At 70.1% G+C, this 13,436-nt stretch carries 13 protein-coding genes; 6 read left to right on the top strand and 7 right to left on the bottom strand.

The genetic code is table 11. From position 1 onward, the window contains the following. Window positions 1-28: 28 nt before the first annotated feature. A complete protein-coding gene (locus tag BM286_RS03265) occupies window positions 29-2,041 on the bottom strand; it encodes an ATP-binding protein (protein ID WP_092920155.1) in 2,013 nt (670 codons plus the stop codon). Window positions 2,042-2,167: 126 nt separating this feature from the next. Between BM286_RS03265 and BM286_RS03260 the strand changes: the two genes are divergently transcribed. After that, window positions 2,168-2,530, top strand: a complete 363-nt coding sequence (locus BM286_RS03260) for a DUF5518 domain-containing protein (protein WP_092920154.1) — start codon at window positions 2,168-2,170, stop codon at window positions 2,528-2,530. A gap of 416 nt (window positions 2,531-2,946) precedes the next feature. On the opposite strand, the gene BM286_RS03255 is transcribed toward BM286_RS03260, so the two are convergent. Continuing rightward, window positions 2,947-4,626 (bottom strand): tryptophan--tRNA ligase, encoded by a 1,680-nt coding sequence (locus BM286_RS03255; RefSeq protein WP_092920153.1) that lies wholly within the window; start codon window positions 4,624-4,626, stop codon window positions 2,947-2,949. A gap of 92 nt (window positions 4,627-4,718) precedes the next feature. Continuing rightward, on the bottom strand, window positions 4,719-5,522 hold the full coding sequence (locus BM286_RS03250; RefSeq protein WP_092920152.1) for a TOBE domain-containing protein: 804 nt from the start codon (window positions 5,520-5,522) through the stop codon (window positions 4,719-4,721). 105 nt (window positions 5,523-5,627) lie between these two features. Between BM286_RS03250 and BM286_RS03245 the strand changes: the two genes are divergently transcribed. Genes BM286_RS03245 through BM286_RS03235 form a run of 3 tightly spaced genes read left to right on the top strand, consistent with a single transcriptional unit; the run spans window position 5,628 to window position 8,095 of the window. Continuing rightward, a complete protein-coding gene (locus tag BM286_RS03245; RefSeq protein WP_092920151.1) occupies window positions 5,628-6,578 on the top strand; it encodes a substrate-binding domain-containing protein in 951 nt (316 codons plus the stop codon). A 2-nt stretch (window positions 6,579-6,580) separates the two neighbouring features. After that, complete coding sequence (locus BM286_RS03240; protein WP_092920150.1) at window positions 6,581-7,297, top strand: ABC transporter permease; 717 nt, start codon at window positions 6,581-6,583, stop codon at window positions 7,295-7,297. A gap of 45 nt (window positions 7,298-7,342) precedes the next feature. After that, window positions 7,343-8,095 carry an amino acid ABC transporter ATP-binding protein gene (locus tag BM286_RS03235; protein WP_092920149.1) on the top strand — a complete coding sequence of 251 codons (753 nt, stop codon included), beginning with the start codon at window positions 7,343-7,345 and terminating at the stop codon, window positions 8,093-8,095. A gap of 441 nt (window positions 8,096-8,536) precedes the next feature. Here BM286_RS03235 and BM286_RS03230 read toward each other — a convergent pair whose 3' ends face one another. The 3 genes from BM286_RS03230 to BM286_RS03220 form a co-directional block, all read right to left on the bottom strand. After that, complete coding sequence (locus BM286_RS03230) at window positions 8,537-9,088, bottom strand: HIT family protein (protein WP_092920148.1); 552 nt, start codon at window positions 9,086-9,088, stop codon at window positions 8,537-8,539. Next, complete coding sequence (map, locus tag BM286_RS03225; RefSeq protein ID WP_092920147.1) at window positions 9,088-9,996, bottom strand: type II methionyl aminopeptidase; 909 nt, start codon at window positions 9,994-9,996, stop codon at window positions 9,088-9,090. Before map ends, BM286_RS03230 begins: the two co-directional genes overlap by 1 nt. Before the next feature lie 61 nt (window positions 9,997-10,057). Next, the gene (locus BM286_RS03220) at window positions 10,058-10,294 is read right to left on the bottom strand and encodes a DUF2249 domain-containing protein (protein ID WP_092920146.1); all 237 of its coding nucleotides are present in this window, start codon (window positions 10,292-10,294) and stop codon (window positions 10,058-10,060) included. Window positions 10,295-10,425: 131 nt separating this feature from the next. On the opposite strand from BM286_RS03220, the gene BM286_RS03215 reads away from it, so the two are divergent. After that, a complete protein-coding gene (locus BM286_RS03215) occupies window positions 10,426-10,743 on the top strand; it encodes a CGCGG family putative rSAM-modified RiPP protein (protein ID WP_092920145.1) in 318 nt (105 codons plus the stop codon). A 5-nt stretch (window positions 10,744-10,748) separates the two neighbouring features. Here the strand turns inward: BM286_RS03215 and BM286_RS03210 are convergent, their stop codons facing one another. Continuing rightward, window positions 10,749-12,800, bottom strand: a complete 2,052-nt coding sequence (locus BM286_RS03210; protein WP_092920144.1) for a histidine kinase N-terminal 7TM domain-containing protein — start codon at window positions 12,798-12,800, stop codon at window positions 10,749-10,751. 74 nt (window positions 12,801-12,874) lie between these two features. Here BM286_RS03210 and BM286_RS03205 point away from each other — a divergent pair, with 74 nt between their 5' ends. Continuing rightward, window positions 12,875-13,342, top strand: a complete 468-nt coding sequence (locus BM286_RS03205) for a peroxiredoxin (RefSeq protein WP_092920143.1) — start codon at window positions 12,875-12,877, stop codon at window positions 13,340-13,342. Window positions 13,343-13,436: the final 94 nt, after the last annotated feature.

The following is a 13,436-nucleotide window of genomic DNA, read 5'->3' as shown; positions in this document are numbered from 1 at the left end:
CGGTAGCGCCGCTGGTCCCGGGTCGAACTCAGCGGTCCGAGCGCTCGGCGAACCGACGGGCGGCGTCGCTCAGCCCGGCGTCGGTCGGCGTCTCGGTGCCGTCGGCTTCGTCGGTCTCACCGGCCTCGACGTCCGTCGCGGTTCCGTCGCGGTCGGCGGGGGCTTCCTCGTCGCCGGTGACCGCGCCGTCGGCGTCAGCGAAGGTGGCCCCGTCGCCGTCCCCGGTGACTTCCACGTCGTCGACTTCGGACGGGTCGGCGTCCGCCGGGTAGCTCAGTTCGGCGGGCGGGACGAAGACGCTCTCGACGGCGCGGACGATCTCGTCGACCTGCGCCTCGTCGAGCCGGTCGGCGTACGCCTCGCGGACGAGGTCCGGGACCGCGTAGGCGTAGTGGCCGCGACCGGCGTGGCGGATGAGTCCCGCGCGCCGGACGGGTCGGTGACGGCTGTAGGCGTGGCCGGAGTCGCCGTCGCCGCCGGCGTCGATGTGGGCCGCGACGGGGTCGCTGGCGCCCTCGCGGCGGTAGTGGCGGAGCATCCCGCGCGAGAGCTCCGGGAGCGCCTCGATGCGCGAGCGGAGCTCCTCGATCACCGCCTCCCGAGTTCCGAGCTCGATCGCGTCGTCGAACCGGAGCGCGCTCTCGGCCACGTCGTCGCGGGTGACGGGGTCGACGTCGTCCGGCGGGCCCGCCTCCCCCTCGGTCGCGGGATCGGCGCTCGGAGCGTCCGCAGCGTTGGCGTCCGCGGTGTCCGCGGTGTCCGCGCCCGCGGCGTCGGCGTCCGCGTCGATCTCGTCGCCGCCGTCGGCGGCCGAGGCGTCCGGTTCGGTCGCGGTTCCGGAGTCCGCTTCGCCCGCGTTCCCCTCGGTCGCTTCGGTCGCGGCGACCGCCTCGTCGTACGACTTGAGAACGGACTGGTCGGCGGCGTCGTCGGCGTCGGGTCGCTCGGCGCCCGTCGAGGAGGGCCCGCCGCCGCTGCGGTAGGGCGCCTCGGCCTTGCCGAGGAGCGCCTGCGCGAACTGGTCGGCCATGTTGCTCAGGTCCTTCGCCTCCTCCAGCTCGCGTTCGAGGTCGGCGATCCGCTGGTCTTTCCTCTCTAACTCCTGTCTGAGGTCGGCGATCTCGGACTCGCGACGCTCCTCCTCGTCGGAGATGGACTGGAGCTCGCCCACGAGGTCGCTGGAAACCGACTTCAGCTCGGGGCGCTCGAAGTCGTCGAGCCCGGGCGTCGCGCCCGCGTCGAACGTCTCCTTACGGTGGAACTGGATCCGGCGGATCGACTCGTCCCAGTCGGTCATCAGGAACGCCTCGCCGTCGCCAAGGTCCTCGACCGCGCTCGCGTACTTCGAGCCGAGGATGCGCCCCACCACCTTCGTGTCGTTGTCCCAGGTGAGCCGGTGCCAGCAGAGCCAGTCGCACTGGGTGATGAAGTCCTTCTTGACGTCCGCGGGGCGCTGGCTGATCCCGACGATGCCGAGCCCGTGTTTCCGGCCGCGCTTGCCCACCTTGATCAGCATCTTGCCCGTCTCGTCCATCCCGCCGCCCTCGGGGATGTACTCGTGGCACTCCTCGATGACGAGGAGGAACGGCTTCTTCATCCGCTTCTCCTTCGCGAACAGCTGCTTGACGACCTCTAAGAGCAGCTCGTTCGCCGTCTCCTCTTCGAGGTAGCCGGAGACGTCCAAGATGATCGGGACGTTCTGCTCTAAGGCGAGGTTCGCGAGCTTCTCCGCGTGTTCGGGAGAGACGACGATGTCGCACTCCTCGTCGGCGCCGGCGTGGAGGATCTCGTACTCCTCTTTTAAACCATAATATTCGCCGTCTGTATCCACGATGAGAACCGGAAATCCGCTGTCGAGCAGGTTCTCGATGACGACGGACGCGGTGTTGCTCTTCCCGGACCCGCTTTTTCCCGTGATAAACGATCGGCCGGTGAGCACGTCGACGACCGGGAGCTCGACCGGGGAGCCGGGGTCCGCCGTCGCGTCGCCGCCGATCCCCTCGCTGGCGTCCGCGACGTGGATCGTCTCCTCCTCGCTCATACCCGTGAGAGGTGGCGCCCGCCCCATAAACTATCGCCTCGCTCGGCGGTCGGTCGTGCCGGGCGCGAGCCGACCCCGCCGCCGGTCTTCGCAAAACGTATGCCGCCGCCGGGAGTCTGACCGCGCATGGACACCGAGAACACCCTCCTCAACGCGGTGGTCGGCGCGATCGCGTCGGCCGTCCTCTCGTTCACCGGCGTCTCACCCCTCCTCGGCGGCGCGGTCGCCGGGTACTTGAACGGCGACGACGGGCTCCGAGTCGGCGCGCTCTCCGGCGCGATCGCCGCGATCCCGATCGTCGGGCTGCTGCTGCTCGCGCTGGTGATCCTTCCGTTCCTGGGCGTCTTCGGGTTCCCGCTCGAAGTCGGCCTCGCGACCGGGGGGATCGTCGTCGTCGCGGCTCTCATCGTGTTGGGCGGCGTCGCGTACTCCGTGGTACTGAGCGCGCTCGGCGGGCTGCTGGGCGCGTACGTGAAAAGCGAGCTGTAGGTCGATCGCTGGTACTTATAAATATTGGTTGCGGATCGGCGGAGAACGGCTTCAAAGCCCCAGTCGCTTACTTATAAACAACCGACAGTAGATCCGCGGCGGACACCTCCAAAGCCCCAGCCGCGAGGGCGCAGTACGCTCGTTGTGCTCCTCGGTCGCTCACTTCGTTCGCTCCCTGCGGTGCTTACGTCGCCTACTGCGCCCTCGCGGCTGCCCCTTTGAGTCCCGCCCCGCACCGCACAGCGCCTCACGCCTCCCCAGCCTCGTCAGTCGCCCTCGCTCCGCTTCGGGCGACTGACTCCCTCGCGCGGTGCCGTTCGCGGCCGCCGATGGCGGCCGCTCACGGGCACGCGCCACCGCACTGTTCATTTATAAATGACGTGTGAAATCGGCCTGCGACCCGGCCACGAAACGCCTCAGTGCTCGCCGCCGGTGCCGCGCCGGTCGGAGTCGAGGTCGATGTCGAGGTCGTCGAGCAGTTCCTCGGCCTCCTCGCGCTTCTCCTGGTGGTCTTCGAGGAACTCGCGCATGAGCTCCGCGGCCTGCTCCTTACAGCCGCCACAGAGGCGCTCGCCGTTGACGCACTCGGAGTAGACGGTCTTGGTGAGCTCGTCGTCGTCGCCCGCGAGCAGGTAGGCGTACAGCTCGTAGACGGGGCACTCGTCGGCCTCGCCGCCGAGTTCCCGCTGCTTCTCGGCGGTGTCGCGGCCCCCCGTTGTGGCGGCCTTCACCTTGTCGTAGCCGTCCTCCGGGTCGTCGAGCAGGGAGATATGGCTGGCGGGGATAGAGGAGGACATCTTCCCGCCGGTGAGCCCGGTCATGAACCGGTGGTAGATCGAGGATGGCTGCCGGAAGCCGAACCCGTCGTGGTCGATCTCGACCTCCCGGGCGATCGACTCGGCCTCGTCGCGAGCGAGGTCGAACGCGTCGACGTGGCCCTCGAAGACGCGCTTTTCGCCGTCGACCGCCTCGATCAGCGCCTCGAACGCCTCGTCGGTCGCGTTGCGGTCGAAGAAGCGCACGCGGGGGCGGAGCGGCTCTTTCCCGCCGGCCCGGAGCTTGTCGAGCGCGGTCGACTTCGCGGCCGCGAGGTCGACGCTCTCGCGGTCGCTCTCCGGCGGCTCGTAGTCGACGAGCCACTCGGCGGCGTCCTCGCAGCGCACGTCGGTCTCGGCGCCGGCGGCGGCCGCATCGCCCGCAGCGGCCGCGAGCGCGTCGTAGGCGGCCCGCACCAGCTGTCGCTCCTCGTCGTCGAGCTCGAAGGAAGCGAACGCCTCGGTCACCTTGAAGTAGCGCACCCGGGTCGCCAGGTCGCGGGTGAGCCGAACGTGGGGGTCCTGATCGGGCCCGACCGGGATGACGGTGGGCTTCGGTTCGTCGACGAGCTGCGGGTAGAGGATGTCCGCGGTCTGGGTGATCACGCTCTGCATGTGAGAGACGTTCGTCTCGCCGTCGAAGCCGTAGATCGCCTCGAACTCCGAGAAGTTCGCCTTGGAGCCGAGCTCGAAGCCGAGGTCCTGTACCGCGCGGTTGTCGGACTGGCGGTACAGCTCGCCCTCCTCGGCGTCGAAGCCGAGCGCGAGCAGCGAGAGGAGGTAGTTACGGGCGTGCTCGTCGATCTCGTCCCACGACATGCCGCGCGCCGAGTGGGCCTCGAGGTCGGCGATCAGTCCGAACGCGTCGCCGCCCTGCCGTTGGTGCCAGATGATCTCGTCGAACACGAGCTTGTGACCGATGTGCGGGTCGCCGGTGGGCATGAATCCCGACAGCGCCGCGAACGGCTCGTCGTTCGCCATCGCCTCCGCGACCGCGTCGTACTCGCGGTGCCCGAAGATGACGCCCCGACGCATCAGGTAATGCGGGTCCGGCACGTCGTCGGCGACCTCGTCGAACGCCTCGATGCCGAACTCCGCGAAGAGGTCCGCGTAGTCCCCGACCGACGCCGAGCCCCACGGGTCGAGCGCGACGTCCTCGGCCGGCTCGTCCGCGCGCTCGGTCCCGCCGTCGGTCCGGAGAGGCGTCGACGGCCCGCGGGCGCCGGCGGACTCGCGTCCGTCGCCGCCCGTCGCCGTCCCCTCTGGGGTGTCCTCGTCCATACCACCCCTCCCGTCGGTCGACGCAAAAACCGTTCGCTTGCGCGGGAGCGATTGCCACGGCGCGGCGACTCGGGGCGTCTCCGCGGGCCGCGTCACTCCGCGAGCGCGACCAGCCGCGTCGCGGTCGCCTTCCACCGGATCGAGACCGGGTCGTCGGGGGCGAGATCGAGCCGGTCGACGCTCTCCGCGGTGATCAGCGCGACGACTTCGGTGTCGGGGTCGGGCGCGTCGTCCGAGCCCTCCGCCGCCCCGACCGCGATCCGTACCGTCGACACCGTCTCGCCGGGATCGATACGCGAGACTCGCCCGTCGAGGCGGTTCCGCGCGCTCGTCGCGTCCGGGTCGACCGCGGTGGCCGCGTCGTTGACGGTGACCGCGTCGGCGCCGATCCGGACCTGAACCGCGTCGCCGGTGGCTATCCCGCCGCTCCAGCCGCTCTCGGCGCCTCCGTCCGCGCCGTCCCCGTCCCCGCCGTGGAGTCCGGACAGCTCTCCGACGGCGGTGTCGACGACCGCGAGTTCGCCGTCGACGGCCGTAACGGTACCGTCGAGGACCGTCTCCGGCACCGCCGCGGTCGCCGCGAGGACCGCCTGGAGCCGGTCGTAGCGGTCGAGCAGGGACCGGCCCGACGCGGCGAGCCGGCTTCCGCCGCCGCCCTCGCCGCCCCGCCGACGCTCGACGAGGGTCCCGTAGGCGCCCTCCAGCGTCTCGATCCGGGAGAGGGCGCGGGAGCGGGAACGACCGAGGTCCGAGGCCGCGCCGGCGACCGACCCCGTCGCGTCGACCGCGCGCAGCAGGGCGGCGTCGCGGTCGTCGAACTCGACGCCGCCCTCGACGAGCGCGGCGCGGCCGCGCCCCGCCGCCGCGTCCGGGCCGGCTTCGGTCGGCTCTCTCATGTGCCGAGGTTGCGGTCGGCCCGTATTGGCGCTTTCGGCCGCCCGCGCGCCGTCGCTTAGCCGCGGCACGGAACTTATATGTGGCATCGACCTATCGTTGTCTCTATGCTGATACAACGAAGGCGGTTCGTGGCGGCGCTGGGTGCCGGAGCGATCGCGAGCACGGCCGGCTGCTCGTCGACGGACGGCGGTGACGGGGGGAACGGAAGCGGGAGCGGCGGCGAGTCGATCGGCGTCGCCGGCGAGACGCTGACGCTCACGACGACGACCAGCACCTACGACACGGGACTGCTCGACGCGATCCACACGGACTTTCAAGAGATGTACGGCGTGACCGTCGACGCGGTCGCACAGGGAACGGGTGCGGCCCTCGAGACGGCGCGCAACGGCGATTCCGACGTGGTGATGGTCCACGCCCGCGGACTCGAAGACGAGTTCATGCGGAACGGGTACGGGATCAACCGCCGCGACCTGATGTTCAACGACTTCGTGATCGTCGGGCCCGAGAGCGATCCGGCGGGGATCCGGGGGATGAGCTCCGCGACGGACGCGCTCACCGCCATCGCCGAGGCGCAGGCGACGTTCGTCTCGCGGGGCGACAACTCCGGCACGCACACGAAGGAGCTGAACCTCTGGGAGGCGGCCGGCACGGAGCCGGGCGGCGACTGGTACCAGGAGACCGGCACGGGGATGGGCGAGGCGCTCAACATCGCGAACCAACAGGGCGCGTACACCCTCTCGGACCGCGGCACCTTCATCTCGCAGCGCTCCGAGATCGACCTCACGATCCTCGTTCAGGGACCGATCGAGGGCGGCCCGGAGATCCTCGCGAACCCGTACGGGGTCATGGCGGTCAACCCCGGCGTCCACGAGAACGCCAACTACGACCTCGCGATGGCGTATATCGGCTGGATCACCAGTCCCGCCGTCCAGAACGCCATCTCGGAGTACCGAGTGAACGGCGAGCAGCTGTTCTTCCCGCGGGCGGTCTCCGAGGATCCGGACTTCCAGCAGTACGTTCCGGAAGGCTGGAGTAGCGAGGGCGACGACGCGTAGCCGTGCCGGTCGAGTCGACGGTCCCGCTGATCCCGGCGCTGCTCGGCGTCTCGTTCAGGGACGGCTACGTCGGGAGCATCGTCGTCGTCTCGCTGTACGTGAGCCTCTCCGCGGTGGCGCTGAGCACGCTCGTGAGCGTGCCGGCCGCCGTCGCGATCGGGCTCACGGAGTTCCCGGGAAAGGGGTTCGTGAAGTCGGTCGTCAACACCGGGATGGGGTTCCCCAGCGTGGTCGTCGGGCTAGTCGTGCTGTTCGCGGTCTCCAACCAGGGACCGCTCGGCACGTTCGACCTCATCTTCACCCGCGAGGCGATGATCATGTCGCAGTTCGTCCTCGCGACGCCGCCGATCACCGCGATCAGCCTCGCGGCCGTGAGCGGCGTCGACGACGGGGTCCGTGACGCGGCTCGCGTCCTCGGCGGGACGCGAATCGACGTGGCGCTGGTCGTGATCAAGGAGGCCCGGTACGGGATCGCGACCGCGGTGCTCGCCGGGTTCGGCCGCGCGATTAGCGAGGTCGGCTCCGTCCTCATCGTCGGCGGGAACATCACGAGCGCGAGCGGCATCTCGAAGACGCGCACGCTGACCACCGCGATCCAGCTCGAAGCGCGACAGGGGCAGTACGAGACCGCCATGGTGCTGGGCGTCGTGCTGGTCGCGCTCGTGTTGACCGTCAACGCCGTCGTCGTCCGCTTCGGTGACCGCGGGGTGGCGGGCTGATGTGTCGCGGGGTGGTGAGCTGATGCGCCCGGAGGTGACGGACTGATGCTCCGCGCGACGGACGTGTCGCGGTCGTACGGCGACGAGACCGTGTTCCGCGACCTCTCGCTCGACGTCGACGCCGGCGAAGTCGTCGGGATCATCGGCCCCTCGGGCGTCGGGAAGACCACGCTGCTCCGGACGCTCGCCCTGTCTCTGGAGCCGGACGAGGGGACCGTGACGCTCGACGGGACCGACGCGTGGGCGGTCGACGAGGCCGAGCGGCTCGCGCTGCGCCGCCGCGTCGGGATGGTGTTCCAGGAGGCGAGCCTCTTCGACGGGACGGTCGCCCGCAACGTCGAGTACGGGCTCCGCGTCCGGCGCTCGTGGGGCGACCGGATCGCCTCGATGCTCCGACTGAACGGCGCCGCCGACGCGGTCCAAGAGTCCCTGGAGGTCGTGGGGCTGGCCGACAAGACCGATCAGCCCGCCGACTCGCTGTCGGGGGGCGAGGCTCAGCGCGTGTCGTTCGCCCGCGCGCTGGCGTACGACCCCGACGCCCTGCTCCTCGACGAGCCCACCTCGGACCTCGACCCGCGGAACACCGCCGTCATCGAGGGGGCGATCGGAGAGGCGAGAGACAGGGACATCGGCGTCGTCGTGGCGACCCACGACATGCACCAGGCCGAGCGGGTCGCGGACCGCGTCGCGGTGCTGCTCGACGACGGGATCACGGAGATGGGGGCGACGGAGAAGATCTTCGAGGACCCCGAAGACGAGCGCACCCGGAAGTTCATTTCGGGCGAGCTGGTGTACTAATAAGTACCGAGGGGTGACGGGAACCGAGTCGGATCCGGCGATCCGAGATAGGTGATCGACGACGCCGCGGTGAATACCTCAAGAGCCACGGTCGTTTACTTATAGATAATCGACAGTAGATCGACCGTGACCACCGCCAAAGCCCCAGTCGCGAGCAGGCCGTACGCTCGCTGTGCTCCTCGCTCAGTCACCCCGTTCCTTCGCTGCGGTGCCTGCGTCGCCTACGGCCTGCTCGCGACTGCCCCTTTGAGTCCCGCCCCGCACAGCACCGCCCCGCACCTCACACCTCCCCAGCCTCGTCGCGCGTGCTCCTCGCGGCCTCCGCTTCGCTCCGGCCGCTCGCAGGCACGCAGGGAGGCGCGACGCGCCTCTTACAGCCGGCGGCAGAGCCGCCGGCGACGCCACCGCACCGCTTGTTTATAAGTAATCGACGCCGTCGACTCAGACGTCGAACGCGAGTTCGACCGCGTCGCCCCCGTCGGCGTCCCCCGAGTCGACTGCGTTCTCGTCGGCCGCGAACCCCGCGTGGAGGTGGTCGTAGGTGCGCTCTATCGCCTCCACAATCACCTTCGTGTCGCCGGTGACGGGCATGAAGTTCGTGTCGCCGCTCCACCGCGGGACGACGTGCGTGTGGAGGTGATCGATCGAGCCGCCGGCGGCGTCGCCGCCGAGGTTCTGGCCGGTGTTGACGCCGTCCGGGTCCAGGTCGCGGCGCAGCGCGGCGAGCGTCGCCGCCTTCAGCTTCGTGTGGTCGAGCAGGGTGGCGTCGTCGAGGTCGGTCGGATCCTCGACGTGTGCGTCCGGGACCACCATCGCGTGACCGGGGTTGTACGGCGCGTTGTTCAAGAGGACGTAGTTGCGCTCGCTGCGGGCGACGATCCGGGCCTCGCGGGCGTCCTCGCGCTCGGGCAGGACGCAGAACGGGCAGCCGTCGATCGGGTCGGCGTCGCGCTCGACCCACTCGATCCGCCACGGCGCGAAGATCCGATCCATCAGTCGTCGAAGCCGTGGATGCCCGCGGTCGTCACCTCGACGCCGTCCTCGGTGACCAGCAGGGTGTGTTCCGCCTGGCTCACCAAGGCGTCGTCGTCCTCCTTCAGCACGGGGTACCCCTTGATCGCGTTCGCCTGTTTCAGGCGACGGAGCGCCATCTCCGCGCGGTCGGTCTCCAGCCACCGCGCCGCGAACGGGAGGTCGTCGAACCCCTCGATCTCCTCGAGCGCCTGTCGCGCCCGCCGGTCGCGCACGCTCGCTGAGCCCTGCTGTTCGAAGATCTCCTCGTCGGTCCCCTCGCCGACCTTCCCGCGGCCGTCGGTGGCGAACGGCTCGATCGCGACCGCCTGCCCGGGCTCCAGCTCGACGGAGCGGTCGACCCCCCGGTTCGGCACCGTGGGGCCGGTGTGGGCGTCGTAGCGCTCGACGCCGTGGCCGGAGAGGTTGAGGACGGGCGTGTAGCCGTACCCGCGGATCACGTCCTCGATCGCCCGCCCGACGACGCCGACCTCGACGCCCGGGGCGGCCTCGTCGAGCGCGGCCTCCAGCGCCATCTCGGCGGCCTCGACGAGCTCCGGGGTCCCGCTGTGGTCGACCGTCACCGCGGCGTCGGCGATGTACCCGTCGACGTGGACGCCCACGTCGAGACACACCATCTCCTGGCCGAACTCCGTCTCGTCGTCGCGGCCGGGCGTCGCGTGCGACGCCTCCGGGTCGACGCTGACGTTCACCGGGAAGGCGAGGCCGGCCCCCTGCTCGCGAACGAAGTCCTCCGTCCACTCCGCGACCTCGAGGTGGGTCCGTCCCGGTTCGACCATCTCGCGCGCCTCGTTCATCGCCTCGACCAACACCGCGCCGGCCTCGCGGTAGCTCTCGACCGCGCCCTCGTCTAGGGGTCCGTGACTCATAGACCCGGATTCGACGAGCGCGCGCAAAGAGGTTGCGGAGGGCGGTCGACCGCACCTCCGATCAGGCGGGCGTGATCTCGACGTACCACTCGTCGTCGGCCGGGTTCGCCGTCTCGTGGGCGAAGCCGCGCTCTTCTAACACGCCGTACAGCGGGGCCGGCTCGAAGCTGTTCACCAGACAGAGCGACTCGCCGTCGTCGAGGCCGTCGAGCGCGGCCATGATGTCGCCGAACGGTTCGCCGTCTATCTCGCGGGCGTCCAGACGCTCGTCGGCGTCGTCGAATGGGTCGGCGCTCACGTGACCGATCGCCGGGCCACGCCGGCGTATAGTTCCTCCCGAAGACGTTCGGGGACCGCGCTCGAACGCCGGGGTTCCGATCGAACATGTTCGCTCGAAGGCCTACGGGGCCGGGCCTCCTACCGTCGTATATGTCGAGTACACCCGCTGACCACGACCACGAACACGGCGCGGACCCGGTGACCGACCACGTCCACGAGAACTCGTGGTCCGCGAACCTCGAGGGGCCCGAACACGCCGAGGACCGCGACTTACTCGTCCGGCAGGCGATCGAGGCGGTCGAACACACGGCCGCGGGCAACCACGTCAACCTCGTCACCCACGGCGACCACGGCCATCCCGAGGAGTACCTCTTCGAGGCGCTCGACGCGGAACTCGGCGGCGACGTCGACTGGGAGTACGTCGAGCAGTGCGGCTGCGGCGGGCACGTCGTGCGCGTCCACGCGTAGCCCGGTTATCCGTTTTCGCCGTTCGCTCGCGGGAGCCAGATCCGAACTATCGTCCCGGTCGGCTCGCGGGTGTCGAACTCGAGGTCGCCGCCGGACTCCGTGACGATCCAGTGGACGAGCCAGAGGCCGAGTCCGCTCGCGTGTTCGAGCGCGGTCTCGCGGGCCTCCGAGAACACCGTCTGCTCGATCGGCGGGATCCCCGGCCCGTCGTCGGCCACGTCGATCCGGAAGCGGTCGCCGTCGGCGACGACCGTCGCCTCCACGTGCGGGTCGTCGCCGTCGTTGTGGACGACGGCGTTCTCCAACACGTTCCGGACGGCCGACTCCAGCAGTTCGTCCGCCGAGACGACCGCGGAGTCGGGGACGGACACCGTCACCGTCGCCCGAGGGAACGACGACGCCAGCGAGTCGCAGAGGCGGTCGACGAGCGCGGCCAGGTCGATATCGGTCCGCCCCGCGTCGCTGTGGAGCGCGACGTCGATCTCGCGGGCCTGATCGCTGAGGTGGGTCAGCGTCTTGACCTTCCGGTCGATGATGTCGAGGTACGGGTCGCCCTCCTCGTCGACGTGGTCGCGCAGGAGGTCCGCGTACCCGCCGATGACGTTGGTGTCGTTTTTGAGGTCGTGTCGAAGCACGCGGTTCAACACCTGAAGCCGCTGTTCGTACCGCCTCGTCTCCGTGACGTCGGTCGCGGTGATGACGACCTCGCTGCCGTCCGCGAACAGCCGTTCGATCACCGTCTCGAACCGTCGCCAACTGCCGTCGTCGTGGGCGATTCGGTGCGTGAGCGACTGCGGCTCGGCGTCCTCGAACGCGCGCTCGAACGCCTTTTGCGCCTCGCGCCGATCCTCCGGATGGACGAAGTCGATGACCGGGCGTCCCTCCACCTCGCTCGTTTCGTGACCGAGCAACCGCGCTATCGACGGACTCACGTATCGGAGCAGGCCGTCGTCGCCGCAGACGGCGATCACGTTCGGGGACTTCTCGATGAGCGCGCGGTAGCGCCGCTGGAGCGTCTCCCGCTCGGTGACGTCGCGGAACAGGAGGACCGTCCCGCCGCGGACCGTCCCCGGCCCGGTGATGTCGTGAACGTCGACCGTCAGGAACCGCGGCGCATCGTCCCCGGGAAGCGTCACGCGGAACTCGTCGTCCGACGCCTCGCCGGTGGCCGCCTCGGCGACCGCGGGGAGGTCGTCGAACGCCTCCTCGGCCCCGGCGCCGAGTTCGACGTCGGGGAACAGCGCCGACGCCGGGTCGTTTCGATCGACCACCCGGCCGTCGGCGTCGCAGACGACGACGGCGTCGGAGAGGTTCGCGAACACCGCGTCGCGGGCGATCGGCGAGATGTCGAGCAGCCGGTACCGGAACACGACCCACGCCAGGAGCGCCGAGGTCCCGCTGAACGCGACCGGCGTGAAGTCGACGAACCCGTTTTCCGGACCGACGACTCCCGCGGTGCCGGCCGCTCCGAGCGCCAGCGGCGCGACGCCGGCGACGAAGAGGACGGCGGCCTGCCGGCGGAACACGCCGTCCCTGGAGACCGCGGCGTAGCCGAGGACGGCGAAGGTGAACAGGTTGACCGCGTAGGTGTAGCCGACGAACGCGAGCAGCGCCGGCGTCGGCTCGTACTCGACGACGCGGTAGCCGCCGGCGTCGACGAGCGCCGGGTCGGCGTAGAACAGCGGGTCGACGCCGACCGTCCAGACGGCGACCGCGACCGCGACGGGGACGACCCAGAAGAGCGCGAAGCGGCGGCGACCGAGCCACGCGGCCCGGTCGACGTACGACAGCACGAAGGCGGGCCACGCGACCGCCAGCCCGGCGGCGCCGAGCCAGACGAATCGGTTGACGGACAGCGTGGCGCCGAGCGAGGTCGCCGACAGCTGCGCCGCGTACGCCAGCGACCAGACGCCGCCGGCGCTCGCGACGCCGACGAAGCTCCACAGGAGGGCGCGACCGCCTCGCGAGCGGTTGGCGACCCCGTACGCGGCGAATCCGAACGACGCGACGGCCGCGACGAGCAACGGGGCCGTGTACGGCGTCGGTTGCCACGTCATCGATACGGGTAGGATGCGGGTATCCGGTAAAAATGGACCGAATCGCCTAACCCGTTCGAGGGGCGTCGATCCGTATGCTCGAGCCGGGCGACTCCGCACCCGAGATCACGCTCACCGACCACCGCGGCGAGACGGTCACCGTCGACCCGACCGCGGCCAGCCACACGGTGGTGTACTTCTACCCGCGCGCCGACACGCCCGGCTGCACCGCCGAGGCGTGTGGCTTCCGCGACGAGTGGGACGCGTTCGAGGACGCCGACGTCGCCGTCGTCGGGATCAGCGACGACCCCGTCGACGATCTCGAGCCGTTCGCCGCGGAGTACGACCTCCCCTTCACTCTGCTCTCGGACCCCGACGGAACGGTGTCGAGCGCGTACGACTCCTACGGCGAAAAGCAGATGTTCGGGAACACCTTCGACGGCGTGTTCCGGAACACGTACGTCCTCGACGGCGATGGCACGGTCGTCCTCGCGTACGAGGGAGCCTCCCCGGAGGACCACGCCGTCGAGATACTCGACGACGTCCGCGCGCTCGACGACTGAGCGACGACCGGAACTGACCGACGACCGACGACGGACCGACCGCCGACTGCCGCTGTCCGGTACTATTATTACCTGTCACGAAGCAGACGAAACG

Origin of the sequence: Halorubrum sodomense (genome assembly GCF_900111935.1) — an archaeon.
GTDB lineage: Archaea > Halobacteriota > Halobacteria > Halobacteriales > Haloferacaceae > Halorubrum > Halorubrum sodomense.
The sequence above is the reverse complement of the archived record's forward strand: the minus strand, read 5'-3'. Positions and strand labels throughout refer to the sequence as shown.